13 protein-coding genes are annotated in these 14,223 nt (G+C 34.7%); 6 read left to right on the top strand and 7 right to left on the bottom strand.

Annotated features, from left to right (window positions below):
• Both PF028_RS07310 and PF028_RS07305 read left to right on the top strand, forming a co-directional pair.
• Window positions 1-588 carry a Tgt2/MlaC family protein gene (locus PF028_RS07310; RefSeq protein WP_270860545.1) on the top strand — a complete coding sequence of 196 codons (588 nt, stop codon included), beginning with the start codon at window positions 1-3 and terminating at the stop codon, window positions 586-588.
• Window positions 585-3,068 carry an efflux RND transporter permease subunit gene (locus tag PF028_RS07305; RefSeq protein ID WP_270860544.1) on the top strand — a complete coding sequence of 828 codons (2,484 nt, stop codon included), beginning with the start codon at window positions 585-587 and terminating at the stop codon, window positions 3,066-3,068. Before PF028_RS07310 ends, PF028_RS07305 begins: the two co-directional genes overlap by 4 nt.
• 510 nt (window positions 3,069-3,578) lie before the next feature.
• Here PF028_RS07305 and PF028_RS07300 read toward each other — a convergent pair.
• From PF028_RS07300 to ciaB, 4 genes are all read right to left on the bottom strand, one after another.
• The gene (locus PF028_RS07300; protein ID WP_270860543.1) at window positions 3,579-4,556 is read right to left on the bottom strand and encodes a putative transporter; all 978 of its coding nucleotides are present in this window, start codon (window positions 4,554-4,556) and stop codon (window positions 3,579-3,581) included.
• A gap of 197 nt (window positions 4,557-4,753) precedes the next feature.
• Complete coding sequence (locus PF028_RS07295; protein ID WP_270860542.1) at window positions 4,754-5,527, bottom strand: hypothetical protein; 774 nt, start codon at window positions 5,525-5,527, stop codon at window positions 4,754-4,756.
• Between the two features lie 80 nt (window positions 5,528-5,607).
• Window positions 5,608-8,469 (bottom strand): M16 family metallopeptidase, encoded by a 2,862-nt coding sequence (locus PF028_RS07290; protein WP_270860541.1) that lies wholly within the window; start codon window positions 8,467-8,469, stop codon window positions 5,608-5,610.
• A 22-nt stretch (window positions 8,470-8,491) separates the two neighbouring features.
• The gene (gene ciaB, locus PF028_RS07285; RefSeq protein WP_270860540.1) at window positions 8,492-10,306 is read right to left on the bottom strand and encodes an invasion protein CiaB; all 1,815 of its coding nucleotides are present in this window, start codon (window positions 10,304-10,306) and stop codon (window positions 8,492-8,494) included.
• 114 nt (window positions 10,307-10,420) lie between these two features.
• On the opposite strand from ciaB, the gene PF028_RS07280 reads away from it, so the two are divergent.
• The 3 genes from PF028_RS07280 (at window position 10,421) to PF028_RS07270 (ending at window position 11,868) form a co-directional block, all read left to right on the top strand.
• Entirely contained in the window at window positions 10,421-10,828 is a 408-nt protein-coding gene (locus PF028_RS07280) for an acyl-CoA thioesterase (RefSeq protein ID WP_270860539.1), read from the top strand.
• Window positions 10,829-10,894: 66 nt separating this feature from the next.
• Entirely contained in the window at window positions 10,895-11,557 is a 663-nt protein-coding gene (locus tag PF028_RS07275; RefSeq protein ID WP_270860538.1) for an AzlC family ABC transporter permease, read from the top strand.
• The gene (locus tag PF028_RS07270; protein ID WP_270860537.1) at window positions 11,554-11,868 is read left to right on the top strand and encodes a branched-chain amino acid transporter permease; all 315 of its coding nucleotides are present in this window, start codon (window positions 11,554-11,556) and stop codon (window positions 11,866-11,868) included. The genes PF028_RS07275 and PF028_RS07270 overlap by 4 nt, the downstream gene beginning before the upstream one ends.
• 27 nt (window positions 11,869-11,895) lie before the next feature.
• On the opposite strand, the gene PF028_RS07265 is transcribed toward PF028_RS07270, so the two are convergent.
• From PF028_RS07265 to dut, 3 genes are all read right to left on the bottom strand, one after another.
• Window positions 11,896-12,111 carry a hypothetical protein gene (locus PF028_RS07265; RefSeq protein WP_270860536.1) on the bottom strand — a complete coding sequence of 72 codons (216 nt, stop codon included), beginning with the start codon at window positions 12,109-12,111 and terminating at the stop codon, window positions 11,896-11,898.
• A 43-nt stretch (window positions 12,112-12,154) separates the two neighbouring features.
• A complete protein-coding gene (locus tag PF028_RS07260; protein WP_270860535.1) occupies window positions 12,155-12,907 on the bottom strand; it encodes an EI24 domain-containing protein in 753 nt (250 codons plus the stop codon).
• 68 nt (window positions 12,908-12,975) lie between these two features.
• Complete coding sequence (gene dut, locus PF028_RS07255) at window positions 12,976-13,665, bottom strand: dUTPase (RefSeq protein WP_270860534.1); 690 nt, start codon at window positions 13,663-13,665, stop codon at window positions 12,976-12,978.
• 71 nt (window positions 13,666-13,736) lie between these two features.
• On the opposite strand from dut, the gene PF028_RS07250 reads away from it, so the two are divergent.
• Window positions 13,737-14,144, top strand: a complete 408-nt coding sequence (locus PF028_RS07250) for a hypothetical protein (protein WP_270860533.1) — start codon at window positions 13,737-13,739, stop codon at window positions 14,142-14,144.
• The last annotated feature ends 79 nt before the right edge of the window (window positions 14,145-14,223 follow it).

Here is a 14,223-nt window from a genome sequence, read left to right as displayed (position 1 = left end):
ATGAAAATTTTAAAAATAATCTTAGCAGTTATCTGCTTAAATGCTTTTGCTTTTGCAATCGATAAAAGCGAGATTAAGCCGGTTATGAGCGACAAGGTTGCAAACGCTGTTTCAATTTTAAAAGATAGTGCAATCTCAAAAGAAAACAAACCAAAGCAAATTTTTGCCCTTTTTGACTCGCTTTTTGATTACAAAACTATGGCAAAACTTTCGCTTTCGAAACACTACAAAAGCCTAACGCCGGAGCAAGTGGCTAAATTTAACGAAGCTTACGAAGCGCACCTAAAACAAACTTTTATCGACAAACTTGCCCTTTATACAAACCAAGAGATGAAAGTTATAAACGCAACAGAACCAAATGAAAAAAGGGTTTATCTAAAAACCGAAATCATCGGCGAAGATAAAAACTATCCGATTGATTTTAAATTTTTTCCAAGCGAAAACGACTGGCGTATTTACGATGTCGATATTTTGGGCATTAGCTTAGTGCAAACTTACCGCTCGCAGTTTGGCGATGTCGTTGAAAATGTAAGCTTTGACGAACTTTTAAAAAGACTAAGTCAAACAAATTTGCCAGATAGCAAATGAACCAAATTTTTAAAATTTTAGTCCATTTTCCCAAAGCCGTATTAGCGATTTTTACGGCTTTGACACTCTTTTTTGCATATTATTCAACCAAACTTGAAATAGACGCTTCAAGCCAAACTTTGCTTTTAGAGCATGACAAAGATTTAGAAATTTGGCGTGAAGTTTCAAAACGCTACGAAAGCCCGAATTTTTTGGTTATCGCTTACACTCCAAACGACGATTTGCTAAGCCAAAATTCGTTAAATAAAATCCGTGCAATCTCAAATGAAATTCGCAAATTTGACTTTGTCGATAGCGTCTTAGATATTACGAGCGTTCCGCTTTTGCAAAATAAAGAAAATCAGCAAATTTCAGATCTCATATCGCATATTCCGACCCTTGATGATAATGATACCGACATTAAAATGGCAAGGCGTGAGTTTGAAACTAGTCCGTTGTATGCTTCAAATTTGGTTAGCAGTGATCTTAAAACCACAGCCATAATGATAAATTTAAAGCCAAATTTAAAATATGATGAATTTTTACAAAAAAAAGAAATACTATCCAAAAAAGAGCTGAATTCAACAATCACAAATGACGAAAAAATCGAGCTTATAGAGCTAAATAAGGAATTTAAAATTTACCGCGATGCCAATCGCATAAAAGAACACGACGACCTAGCGCAAATTCGTGCCGTCGTCGCAAAATACAAAAACGACGGCTTAAAAGAGAGCCTATTTTTGGGCGGTATGAACCTAATCGCTGATGATATGATGAATTTTGTGCGAAACGACATTGGCACTTACGGCGTTTTGAGCTGTTTGCTTTTGCTTTTTTGTTTTTGGCTCTTTTTCCGTCAGCTCAAATTCGTCCTAATCGCCCTTGTGATATGCGTTTATAGCGCACTTTTAGCCAGCGGCTTGTTTGGATTTTTGGGATTTGAAGTAACGGTTATTAGCTCAAATTATATCGCACTTCAACTCATCATCACGGTTTCAGTTTGCATACATTTAATCGTATCTTATAGAGAATATTTAAGCAAATTTCCGAATTTCACGCAAAATCAGCTCGTTTATGCAGTTTTAAAAGATCGCGCAAAACCATGCTTTTTCGCCATTTTTACGACCATTGTCGGATTTTTCTCGCTGATTTTATGCGACATTAAGCCTGTCATTTCGCTTGGCATTATGATGAGCGTGGGTATAGCTATCTCGCTAATTACGGCATTTGTCCTGTTTTCTTCTATCATTTTGCTGACTAAAAAAACGCCGATTGAGCGTAAATTTGAAGAGCATTTTAAATTTACCGAATTTTGCGCGAATTTAGCCATAAATCACAGAAAGGCTATCTACGCCGTTTGCGTTACTAGCGTTTGTGTTGGATTATTTGGCATTTCAAAGCTAAAAGTCGAAAACAGCTTCATCGGATATTTTAAAGAAAGCACCGAAATTTACGGCGGTATGGCGGTAATCGATAAAGAGCTTGGCGGCACGGTTCCGCTCGATGTCGTTATTAAATTTGGCAATAATTCAGCACAAAATTCGCAAATTTCGCAAAGCGGAGATGATGAATTTGACGAATTTGAAGCCGAGTTTGCCGAAAATCAAAACAAAGCCGAGTATTGGTTTAGTAGCGATAAAATGCGAATCATCAACAAAACGCACGATTTTTTAAAAGAGCAAGAATTTATCGGAAATGTGGGTTCGCTTTCGACTTTGCTAAAAATCGGCAAAAATTTAAATGACGGCAAAGAGCTTGATGATTTTATGCTTGCCGTTATGTATAACGAACTGCCTGAAAACTACCGAAAAATGGTGCTTAGCCCATATATCAACATAGAAGCAAACGAAGCGCATTTTGCTATTCGCACGGTCGATAGCGACAAAAATTTACGCAGAAATGAGTTTTTAAAAAATCTTAATGCAAATTTGCAAAATTTACTCGCAAACGACGGAGTCAGCGTGCAGGTCAGTGGCGTAATGGTGCTTTATAATAATATGCTTCAAAGCCTTGTAAGTTCGCAGTTTGGCACACTTAGTTTCACGCTTTTGGTGCTATTTGCGATATTTATAGTGATTTTTAGAAGCCTTAAATTTGCGCTTATGGCGATAGTTGTAAATTTAATCCCGTTATCGCTTGGTTTTGGCATTATGGGGCTAGTTGGAATTCCGCTTGATATTATGAGTATTACGATTGCCGCTATTAGCATAGGAATGGGCGTTGATAACTCTATCCACTACATTCATCGCTACAAACAAGAAATCGCTTCAAATTCGGCGCAAAATGCCGTGCTAAATAGCCACAAAAGTATCGGTTATGCTATGTATTACACTTCATTTGCCGTTATTTTGGGATTTAGCGTTATGAGCATTAGCAACTTTTGGCCGACGATTTATTTTGGGCTTTTGATTGATTTGGTTATGGCGTTGTTGCTGCTTGGGGCGCTCATAATACTACCGTCGCTAATCTTAACCTTTGGTAAAAAGGGTTTGGCGAATTGAAATGAGCCTAGCTTTTGCGTGATTTTGTAAATTTCTCACTCGATAGGCATACCAGCCTTATCTCGTTCGAAATTTACTGCAAAACACGCAAAATCGTCGGCATAAATTTATCAAATTTTCATTGAATTATTTTGTATCCATTGTCATTGCGAGAAAACGAAGTTTTCGAAGCAATCGCCAATGTTTAAATTTACAAAACAACTCAATTCAAAAATTTGCGTTAGCAAATTTTTCATAAAATCAAATTTAAAAAAGCGAAAGCTTTTTTAAATTTGCCACTCCTAGCGTGCAGGGTTTGGGGGTTGTTAAGGGGGAAAGGGGCGCTTCGCAAAACAAGCGTAGCGATGACACGCACTTTGTGCGTGTCAGGTTTCTTGCGAGTGCGAAGCACGAAGCAGAGTAAGTCAGCCCCTTTCCCCCTTAAAAAGCAACTTTCAAAATAACTAAATTTAAAAAAATAATAACAATACCAAATTTGATTGAATTTTTAAATTTGCAAATTCACAAATTTTAGGCAACTTTCCCGTCATACCCGATATTTTTCTCAAATTCGCTAAGCCGCATGTAAATGGAGCGAAGTTCGGTTATCGTCGTCCAGTTATTTGTAAAAACGCTAAAACTTTGGCGGACTTGGTTAAATGCGTTGCTAACTTGGATTAGCACCCCAAAAGTGATAAGCTTCATAAAAAGCCCCGGACCCATGATGAGATACGGCACGATGACAAGCACTTGCGAGTAAGTATGAAGCCAAGTATCAAAATACAAATAGTGCAAAAATAGCTTGTGATAGTTGTGTTTTAGCTTGTCAAAAAGTGTCTGAATTTTCTCTTCGCCACCGTAGTTTTGCTTATCTTCTTCGGCGAAAACAAGCTCTTTTCTAAATGCCGCTTCAACCTTTTGGTTGTTGTATTCAAGGCGCGGCAAATACCAGCCAACTAGCCACGAAATGGCTAATCCACCCACGCTGACCACCAAAGCAACCCAAACAAGCGAACCCGGAATATCTTTGATATAAGGTATATTTACGCCTGAGCTTAGCCCCCATAAAATAGGGATAAACGCAAAAAGCGTCATAAACGCATAGATGATTTTCACGCCGATTTCTTCAAGCGTCCTTGTGAAACGATAAATATCTTCTTGAATCCGTTGCGAACTACCTTCGATGTCATGTTCGACCTTTCGCCAGTGCGTGATATAGGCAAATGTCATCGCTTCTCGCCACTTAAAAACCCAAACTCTGGTTAAATACCGCTCAATCACAATCGCCACGATAAACGGCAAGGCAATCTGCAAAAAGACAAACATTTGCTCGTAAAAATCGTCGATTGTGTGCTTGTCGATCTCGCCGCCCATATCGTAAAATGTGCGATACCACTCGTTGAGTTTGACATTTAGCGTAGTTTGATAATAATTTAGCAAAATAATGCAAATAAGCCCTGCATAAGCTAAAAACCGCCACTTTTTGCTTTTGAAAAATGAAGCAAACATTTTTTACCTTTGTAAATTTATAAAAGCGAGATTTTAGCAAATTTGATATTAAAGTGCAATTTAAAGCAAAATCGAGCAAATTTGAGAATTTGATTTGAATTTAATATTTAAAAAATGCAAAAAAATAAACTTGAAATTTATTATTTTTTATACTTTAATTATCTATTATGGTGGGCAAGGATACCAGCTCTACGATACTAAAAAATTGAATATATTTTTGGTAAATTATCTATGTTTATACCTTGTTGTAAAAAATATTTTTTTATTTCGTAATATTGTTCATTGTTTGCAATGTGAATTAGAAAATTTTTCCCAGTTAATCCAGTTCCTACATATCCAATAGGTCCTTTTTCTGATTTAGGGTAATCTACTATGATATTAGGAAAAATTGTAAAATATTTTAAATTTCCATTTAGTTTAAAATGCAGATAAATTTTTACAATTATGTTGCCAAATATATAACAAAAAATACCCAATGCACCTAAAAATAAACCTTTTAAACCAAAGCTCATAAAAATACTAATGCAAATTAAAATACATATAAATAATAATAACGCCCTTATTCCAGTATCACCGTTGCCATTATTATCTGAAAATGGTTTGCAAATAAGACTATTTAAATTTTTATTTTCCGATATTCTAACCAATTTTTGACCCTGATAAAATTCAATAACATTGTTTTTAAAAATCACTATATTTTTATTATTTTTTGCAAATTTATATGTTATTGTTAATTCAAAAAATAAAATTAAAACTAAAAATATAAAACGCATAATTGTTTCTAAAAAACTATCATTATCGAAAAAGCTCCATATTGTGATTATAATAGTAAATGCAAAAAGAAGTGGAAAAGCAAGTAAATTTGTAGTAAAAAAATTTTCATAGTCTTTTAATACTAACGGCTCTTTGTCATAATTCCTTAAATTTCTACTCTCATTAAAAATATCGTTTTTCAAATTTGTATTTTCCAAAATTCAATCCTTTTAATAAAATTTCCTTGCAAATTCAAATTCAGGTCGTATCGCTGGAAGCGATACGAAATAATGAAAATTTAATTTTTCGGATTTAAAATCGCTGTGAAAAAATTGCCCGTATCAACTAGGCTCAAAATCGCCTTTATATCGTCATTTGTGATAGAATTTATGCTTTTTTCATATTTGCTCTCATTGTAAATCGGAAAGCCCCAAAGCCCGTATCCGCTTAAATTCGCTATCCAAAACGGCGCATTTTGGGCATTTCGCTTGATAGAGAGAATTTTTGCCTTTTTTGCGTTTTCTAAAACACTCTCTTTTACGCCGTCTTTTTTAATGCTATCTAAAATCTCTCTAAGTTCGCTAACAACGAGCTTTGCGTCATCTTTTTTGCATGAGAAATTTATGTTTAAATGTGCGTTTTGATACGGCTCGTTATCAAACTCGCCACTCACGCTAGCTGAGTAAATTTGCCCTTTTTCTTCTCTGATTTTTTCCAAAATTTCAGCCCTGATGACATCTTTTAGGATATTAAATTTTCGCACATTTTCCACGCTAAATTCGGTGATTTCATCATTTTGGATAATCACGCTAACTTCGCTTTTATCGCTATCGCCGTAGTTTTTTTCTATCCCAAAAACGCCTTTTTTAGCCCTTAATCCGTCATCTTTGGCTATGCTTTGCGTTTTTTCGCCTTTTAAATTTGCCACATAAATTCCTAGCAAATCCTTTGTTTTAGCGATGTCTAAATCTCCCGAAATCACAAATAAAAACTCTCCTGCGTTTTTAAAACTCTCATCTGCTATTTTTTGCAAGTCGCTTAAATTCGCCCCGTCAATATCGCTAATTTCAAGCGGCATCGCCCTTTCGTTTCCGTCATAAAAATTTTCTAAAATCTCTTTTGAGAAGCGGTAACTGCTCGTTTCGTTGCGTTTAGCGATGTCGGTTTTGGCTCTTTGTTTGTAAAGTTCAAATTCGCTTTCGTGCAGTTTTGGGTTGTTAAATTTCACAAAAAATTCTTGCAATAAATTCTCAAAATTATCGCTTGAAGAATTCCCGCTAAAAGTGGTTTGTGTATCGTTTATACTGGCTTTTAGCGAATAAGTAAATCCGCTTGTGAGCTTTGCGCTTTCGTATTTGCCAAAATCCCCGATAGTGCCTGAATTTAGCACGGCTAGGGCGATTCCTGCTTGTTGTTTGCTAGGAAAATTTGTCTTTCCGCCCTTTTTGACGGCTAAAAAATTTATCTGATTTTTTATCGTTTTAATGTCCTTTAAAATCGCCCTTGCGCCGTTTTCAAACTCCAAAATATAAATTTCGTTTTCTTTGTCAAATTCGTCCTTGCTAGGTGCGATTTTTGCAGGAATTTCGCTTAGCAAAACACTTTGCATAGCCAAATCTTTGCTAAAATCATAAGGCGTTGCTTTTTCATAAATTTCATCAATCTCGCTTTGCGTGATTTTTAATGGCTCAGGCGTGATGAATTCCACGAATTTATCGCCGTTTGTGATAGTTTTAAAATGCTCGTTAATCTCTTTAAGGGTGATAGAATTTAGCAAATTTTCGTTAAGTTCGAATTTATCCTTTTTGCTAAGTTTAATCGTGTCTTCATAGATAAAATTCAAAATACCATAAACGCCCTGTGTCTGCGTATCCGAACGCTGGAATTCGCTTAAATTTTGCTTTAAAAATTCTTTTTTTACACTTTCAAAATCATCTTTGCTAAAACCAAATTCTCTTACACCTTTAATCGCCGAAAATAGGCTACCCAGCGTTGCGTTTGTGTCATTATCGATGATATTTGCTGAAAATGAGTTTAGCACCCTTTGCTTAAACAAATCGCCTGAGCTAAAATTGCCTTTTATAGGGCTTTTAAGCGTGATATTTAACTTATCGTAGCTAACCGATAAAAGTGTGGAAATATAGCGTTTTAGATAAGCCTTGCGAAGTGCAGATAGCGAATTTAACGGCTCGTAAGTATCAGCAAACATAATATTTATCAAATTTGCCCCGCTTTCCTTTTCAACCAAATTTGCAAAACCGCCCTTAAACGGAAGAAGCGTTTTATCGGCTCGTATCGGTTCGTCCGCGTTTTTTAAATCGCTAAAATACTCTTTTATCAAATTTTCTATCTTTGCTTCATCTATGTCGCCCACGACAACCACGCTCATAAATTTTGGCTGATACATGCGCTTGTAAAATCCCAAAAGTGTAGCACGATCTGCATTTGCGATGATTTCGTTTTTGCCTATCGGGAAGCGTTTTGCATAGATACTGCCCGGATAAATATACTCGGCTCTTTTTTCATAAAGCCTAGTGCCGACATCTCGCTTGGCTTCTTCGAGAATCACACCGCTTTCTTTTTTTATCTCTTCTTCGTCAAATTTTAAGCCCCCAGCCCAATCTTTAAGCACCAAAAAAACGCTTTTTAAATTCTCATCATTTACGCTGATTTGGACATTGTAAGTGGTGCTTTCAAAGCTAGTCATCGCATTTAAATCAGCTCCAAATTTAACGCCCAAGCTTTCTAGTTTTCGGATTAATTCGTTTTTGCTAAAATGTTCGCTTCCGTTAAATGCCATGTGTTCGACAAAGTGCGCTAAACCTTGCTCGTTTTCGTTTTCGTCGATACTACCTGCTTTTATACAAAGATAAAAATATGCTGAATTTTTTGGATTATCATTAGCTAAAATGTAGTATTTTAGTCCATTTTCAAGGCTTCCTGTTTTGATGTCGCTATCTAAATTTAGTGCTTCATTTTCGCTAGTTTTTCGTAAATTTTCATCGCTTTTAAGTTGCGAATTTGATTGTTGCGAATTCGCATTTTGCATTATCTCTTGCTTTTGCAAATCTGGCGTTTGCCCGTTTTTTGTGGAATTTTCACTATCTTTACAACCACCAAAAAACAGACAAATCGCTAAAATAAAAATAATTTTTTTCATACCAACCACTTTATTTTAAAATTTAAATCCATTTTTCTCTTTCGCCACTATCGTCGGTTTCGTTGCCGATTTCTTCATGGCGTTTGTAATAAAATTTTACAAATTCTCGCACTTTTTCATCTTTTGGAAAATAATATCCGTTTTCCATAATGGTAAATTCGCTCAAAAACTTCTTAGCATCGACTTTATAAGCATAAATTTTCGCTAGTTTTTCATAATTGCTAATACATTTTTTCTTAAAATTTTCATAACTTTCTTTGCTAAAATTTAAAAGCAATTTTCCTTCTAAAAAGTTTAAAACACCGCTATCAAAAAGAACACTTAGATGGATTAAACTCTCGCAATAATACGCCTTGACATCATCGACCCTTTGCCAAGCAATCAAACTCACGCTTCGGCGAATAAGCTCGTCTAAAACTGCCATTTTTAGGCTATCTTCTTCGTGCAAAAAGAAATTCATTAGCCCACCCGTGGTAGCTTTATATTCTTCTATATATTTAAAAACTCCGCTTTTATTCATCAAATTTTCGGTATCTTCATCGATGAAAAATATATGTCCAAATTCATGCCCGATAGTCGAAATTTCATAAACTCTACGCCAAATTTCAGGGTGTTTAAACAAAATCGCCCTACCAAAATTTAGATAAGTTTTATCAAAAATTTCGCTAGTTAGCTTCATAAACGGTCTTGCTTTTGCATTTTCATAAACAAAATCCACAAACGCAAAGATTTTTTTACCGCAGTTTGAGCTTACAAATTCGTCATTTGGCACGACTTGGGCTGAAAAAAGTCCGTTTAAATCAGCCCCATAGTAAATCATCGGAGTTGAGATATAAAGTTGCGTTTTATCTATGTTTGAATTCACCAAAGAGTGCATTATTTGGTTGTTTGCTTCAATTTTTTTGTAAATTTTATCAAATGTCTCTTTGGTTTGGGCTTTAAATTTATTTCCGTCAAATTTAGACGCCCTTGCAAGGCGAATGTCCCACTCCAACGCCACTGCGTGCGTGTAAATATCTTCGTAATATTCAAGCGGATGTCCTATTTGAATCGGAGTTTTTATATCCATCCACGCTATTTCTGCATCTCGCCATGCACCGATAACCTTGTCATTATCGGCTTGCAAAAATGCTTCTTTTAATTTTACCAAGTAAGTTATATAGGCTCTATGTTCTGCGCAATTTTCTAACTCGCTAAGCTTAGCTAAAACTATTTCAAATGCGTGTTCTATACGCAAAACTTGGCTTTTAAATGCAACCGCATACGGCACAAATCTATATCTTCCTTCATTTTCTACAACTGCACCATAAGAACGGTCGCAAATCTCATCTCTTGGCGTTTTTTGATAAAGTCTATTTTCAGAAATAAATTTTTTTGCGTCACTAAAATTTGAAAACTTAGCAGCAATTCTTTTATTTGTCGTATCGATTATCCTTTTTTGCCAGTCTTTTTGAAATTCATTGATGATTAGCCCGATTTTATGAACCCCGACGATAAGTTGAAAATAAAATTCTTCTAAAATTTTTGCTTTACCGATTTTATTTATAAGTTCTCTGTGTAAATCTTCGTGGATCATGCGCGTAAAATCATACATCTCTTCGCGCAACTTTTCGCACTTTGTTTTACTAAATCTAAGTTTTTTAAATTCGCTCATTAAAGGATCTACTTTTAAATCAACAATGCGTCTTAAAATAGCGACTTTTTGCGATTTTCTCCCGCTAAATCCGCAAATTTTCAATCCTTTTTTAACAAAATCGTTATCCAAGTCCTTATAAAGCGCATTGAGCACAGCCTTGCTCTCTTCGACTAACAAATTTAACTTTTCGTAATCGTTCATTGCAAATCCTTTTGCGTAATTTTAGCAAATTTTTAGTTAAGAGTTTTTTAGTAATTTTCATTTAATATTATTTTGATACAATGTCGCAAAAATTTATAAATATAAAGGAAAAACATGCAAGATATAGGTGAAGCAGTTATTAAAATCATCGCTATGCCCTCAGATACAAATCCGGCAGGAAATATTTTTGGTGGTTGGATTTTATCTCAAATAGACTTGGCAGGAAGCGTTGCAGCAAAAGAATTTGCACCTGAACGAGTGGTTACGATTTCTATGAAGGAAGTCGTTTTTAAACAGCCTGTTTTTATAGGCGATTTGGTTGTTTGCCATGCAAAAATTATCAAAGTAGGAACAACTTCGATAACAGTTATCGTAAATGTAACAGCTGAGAGATATTGCAAAGAAAGCCACGCTAGAATTTGTCAGCATGTAACAAGCGCCGAAGTTACCTATGTAGCGGTTGATTCGCTAGGAAATAAAATCGTAATTGACCCTGATTTAAAACGATCTAGGGGATTTTAAAAATCTCATCGCAAATTTGGATAAATTTTCAAATTTGCGACTTTTTTCTAACGCAAAATAATCAAAATGAGTAAAAAAGAAATCTTTAAAAACACAATTCCTGTAATGCTTGGGTATATTCCGCTTGGATTTGCATTTGGCATTTACGGCGCTAGTAGCGGGGTTCCTGCGTGGGTTTTAGTCATTGCTTGTTTTATGCTTTATGCAGGAAGTGGTCAGTTTGTCTTGGTAGCTTTTATAGTCGCAAAAGCCACGCTTATCGAAGTTTTCTTAATCTCATTTTTACTAAATTTTAGACATTTTTTCTACACGATGACCTTGCTAGATGATATAAAAAAACTTAAAAATCGCATTTATTTTATCTATGCTTTAACGGACGAGACCTTTGCTCTGCTAGTTTCTCGCAAAAAAACCCAAAACGAAAACACGAATTTGGTTTTTAATCTAACCGCACTTTTAGATCAAAGCTACTGGGTAATCGGCGTAACGCTCGGAGCGATTTTTGGAAATATTTTGCCTGTTAAATTTGACGGCGTTGAATTTAGCCTTGTGGCACTTTTTGCGATACTAACTTACGAACTTTTCAAAGCAAATCCAAACCACAAAGTGCTATCTATTGGATTTGCAATTGCATTTATCGGACTTTTTGCATTTCCAAGCCAATACTTTTTATTTGGTTCGCTTATCTTGGCAACTGCGATTTTAGCGGTATTTAGGCGGTATTTATGAGCGAATATTTTCCTTATTTGATTGTCGCAGGAGTTGCTACTATGCTAACGCGATTTTTGCCGTATTGGATCTTTAAACGCAAAAGTGAAAACCGCACATTAGCGCATTTGCAAAGACATAGCGGTTTGATTATAATGGCGATTTTGACGATTTATGGATTAAAATCAATTGGATTTAATCTAAATTTAAATGGCGCCATTATGGCGTTTTGTTTGGCTTTAACTTTTATTTTACACAAAATTTGGCATAACTTTCTACTCAGTATCACGATACCGACGATTTTGTATATGATTTTACTTCGAATTTTGTGAGATTTTAATGCGAATTTGAAAATCTCTTTACTCGGTTTCTTTTCTAAATTCTTCGTAAAATTCGCTTTCTAATCTGTGATTTGTTTTAACAAGCTTGGCCGATTCGTGAATTATTTTTGGAAAACAAGCAGTGCAAATATGCACGGTTTCGCCGCCTTTGTGCGCTTTGATAAAAACTGCTTCTTTGTCCTTGCTACTTTCGATACTACAAACATTGCAAATATAAACATTTCCGCGTTTCATTTTAAATCCTTTCATTTAAAATTTGAAAATTTTAACAAATTTACTATTTAATTTCATTAAATTTCTTTTTTACGCCAAATTTTTGCTCATTTTGATATAAAATATGGCTTAAAAAAATCACAAAGAAAAGTTGTAAGAAAAGCCCCACTAAGGGAATTAAACAAAGCAGATAAAACAAAAAACAGCTTAGCGTAAATTTATATCCGCCGCCTTTTTTGTAAATTTTTTCAAATCGCTCTTTATTTAGCGAGTTTGACGCCACATCGATGAGTAAAAATTTGTAAAAAAGGTAAAAAAACGGCACATTTATGATGAATAAATTTAAAATCGGTACAAAGTAAAAAACCAAGCAAATAAGGAAAATAGCGATAAATTTTAAAAGCGAAGTAGCCATTAATTTTACTACTTTCAAAAAACTTACTTCATTTTGCCTTTCGAGATTATAATGGCGTAAATTTATCTCTTTTGTTACCACAGGCGTTAAAAATCCTGCGATAATAACGGCGATGATAACCGAAAAAATCAGCACCAAAAAGGTTCCTGCTATATAAAAAAACGCTCCGATTATCCATTTTGTAATGCTATAATTTAAAATTTTTGAGATTATCGGATAGTTTTGAAGTAGCGTAAAATCGCCGTTTGCAATGGCGATTTGTAAATTCTCAAAGCCCTCTTTTCCACCAAAAAATGCTAAAATTCCTAGCACCAAAACAGCGCCCAAAAGCGGTAAAAGCGAAAGTAAAATAAATTTTTTGGTTAAAAAATCTTTTATGGAAATATCAAAAATTTTACCCATTAAATTTCCTAAAATTTATTAAATTTCTCTTAAAAATTTACACTCAAAATTTGCTAAATTTTGCAAATTTATTTTGCTTCGTTATATTTTTTTTGAAGCTCATTATAAATTTCATCAACGCCACAAATTCCGCTGTTTAAAATCTCGCCAAGAGCGACATTATCTTCCACGCCGTTCCACGATTTTTTGTAAGTTCCTTCCTTGTAGCCGTTGTCTTGGCGGAATTTATTTAGCACATTTTTTCCGATATAAACTTCGAACAAAATGTCTAAATTTACGCCGCATTTAAGCGCAACTCTAAAATAATTTGTCAAAAGCTCATAAATATCGATACTAAATCCGCTTGTTTGGTGGATTAGAATTTCAATATCATTTATAATTTCATAGATATTGTAATCATTTATATTGTATGCGTGAGAGATAAAATCCCCGTATCCGCTTATCATCGTTATGTCGCTGACGATTTCATCGATACTGCTATTTTTATGGCTTTTTTCCAAAACCAAACTCATCACAAAGTGCCAAATATCGACTATTTCGATAACGACATTGTGTGTGTCGATTGGTGCAGCAATATTTTTCCAGTGCTTCCACGCAAAGCTGTCGATCAACTCGGCGCACTCCATATAAATGCACCTTTTCCAGCTGATAAGTTTGCCGTTTTTTGTGTATCCGTCTTCCCAGCCAAGCCCGTTAGTTTCGTCATTTAGGCGTTGTTGCATTAAAAACATTTCTTTTATTTTCGCTAAATTTTGCATTTTTTATTCCTTTTTTTAAAAACTAAGATTATAATAAAATTTTTTAAATATTTAAAATCAAAGAGCTAAAAATGAGTGAAAAATTTGATAAATTTTTAAAACAAAAACATCTTTTAAGCCTTGCCGTAATGCACGAAAATGCCCCGTATGCGTGTAATTGCTTTTATGCTTATGACGAGAATTTAAAAATTTTTGTCGTTGCGTGCGATGAAGATACTACGCATATAAAGGCGATTTTAGCAAATTCTAGCGTAAGCGGAACGATTGCTCTTGATACAAAAATCATCGGCAAAATAAAAGGCGTGCAATTTTTAGGAAATATGAGAAAAGCAAATTTAAACGAAAGCGAGATTTATTTTAGCAAATTTCCGTTTGCAAAGGCGATAAATCCGATACTTTGGACGATAGAAATATCTTGGATAAAATTTACCGATAATACTCTTGGTTTTGGCAAAAAAATCGTTTGGAAAAGAAGTTGAATTCAGCCTAGCTTTTTTGTGAGCTTGTAAATTTTTGGTTCGATAGCCAGACGGCTTATCTTGCCAAAAATTTACTGCG

The sequence above is a fragment of the Campylobacter sp. CN_NE2 genome, assembly GCF_027797465.1.
GTDB lineage: Bacteria > Campylobacterota > Campylobacteria > Campylobacterales > Campylobacteraceae > Campylobacter_B.
The sequence above is the reverse complement of the archived record's forward strand: the minus strand, read 5'-3'. Positions and strand labels throughout refer to the sequence as shown.

Coding starts and splice junctions, on each gene's coding strand:
- PF028_RS07310 (WP_270860545.1), top strand. CDS start 1: ATGAAAATTTTAAAAATAATCTTAGCAGTTATCTGCTTAAATGCTTTT.
- PF028_RS07305 (WP_270860544.1), top strand. CDS start 585: ATGAACCAAATTTTTAAAATTTTAGTCCATTTTCCCAAAGCCGTATTA.
- PF028_RS07300 (WP_270860543.1), bottom strand. CDS start 4,556: ATGTTTGCTTCATTTTTCAAAAGCAAAAAGTGGCGGTTTTTAGCTTAT.
- PF028_RS07290 (WP_270860541.1), bottom strand. CDS start 8,469: ATGAAAAAAATTATTTTTATTTTAGCGATTTGTCTGTTTTTTGGTGGT.
- ciaB (WP_270860540.1), bottom strand. CDS start 10,306: ATGAACGATTACGAAAAGTTAAATTTGTTAGTCGAAGAGAGCAAGGCT.
- PF028_RS07280 (WP_270860539.1), top strand. CDS start 10,421: ATGCAAGATATAGGTGAAGCAGTTATTAAAATCATCGCTATGCCCTCA.
- PF028_RS07275 (WP_270860538.1), top strand. CDS start 10,895: ATGAGTAAAAAAGAAATCTTTAAAAACACAATTCCTGTAATGCTTGGG.
- PF028_RS07270 (WP_270860537.1), top strand. CDS start 11,554: ATGAGCGAATATTTTCCTTATTTGATTGTCGCAGGAGTTGCTACTATG.
- PF028_RS07265 (WP_270860536.1), bottom strand. CDS start 12,111: ATGAAACGCGGAAATGTTTATATTTGCAATGTTTGTAGTATCGAAAGT.
- PF028_RS07260 (WP_270860535.1), bottom strand. CDS start 12,907: ATGGGTAAAATTTTTGATATTTCCATAAAAGATTTTTTAACCAAAAAA.
- dut (WP_270860534.1), bottom strand. CDS start 13,665: ATGCAAAATTTAGCGAAAATAAAAGAAATGTTTTTAATGCAACAACGC.
- PF028_RS07250 (WP_270860533.1), top strand. CDS start 13,737: ATGAGTGAAAAATTTGATAAATTTTTAAAACAAAAACATCTTTTAAGC.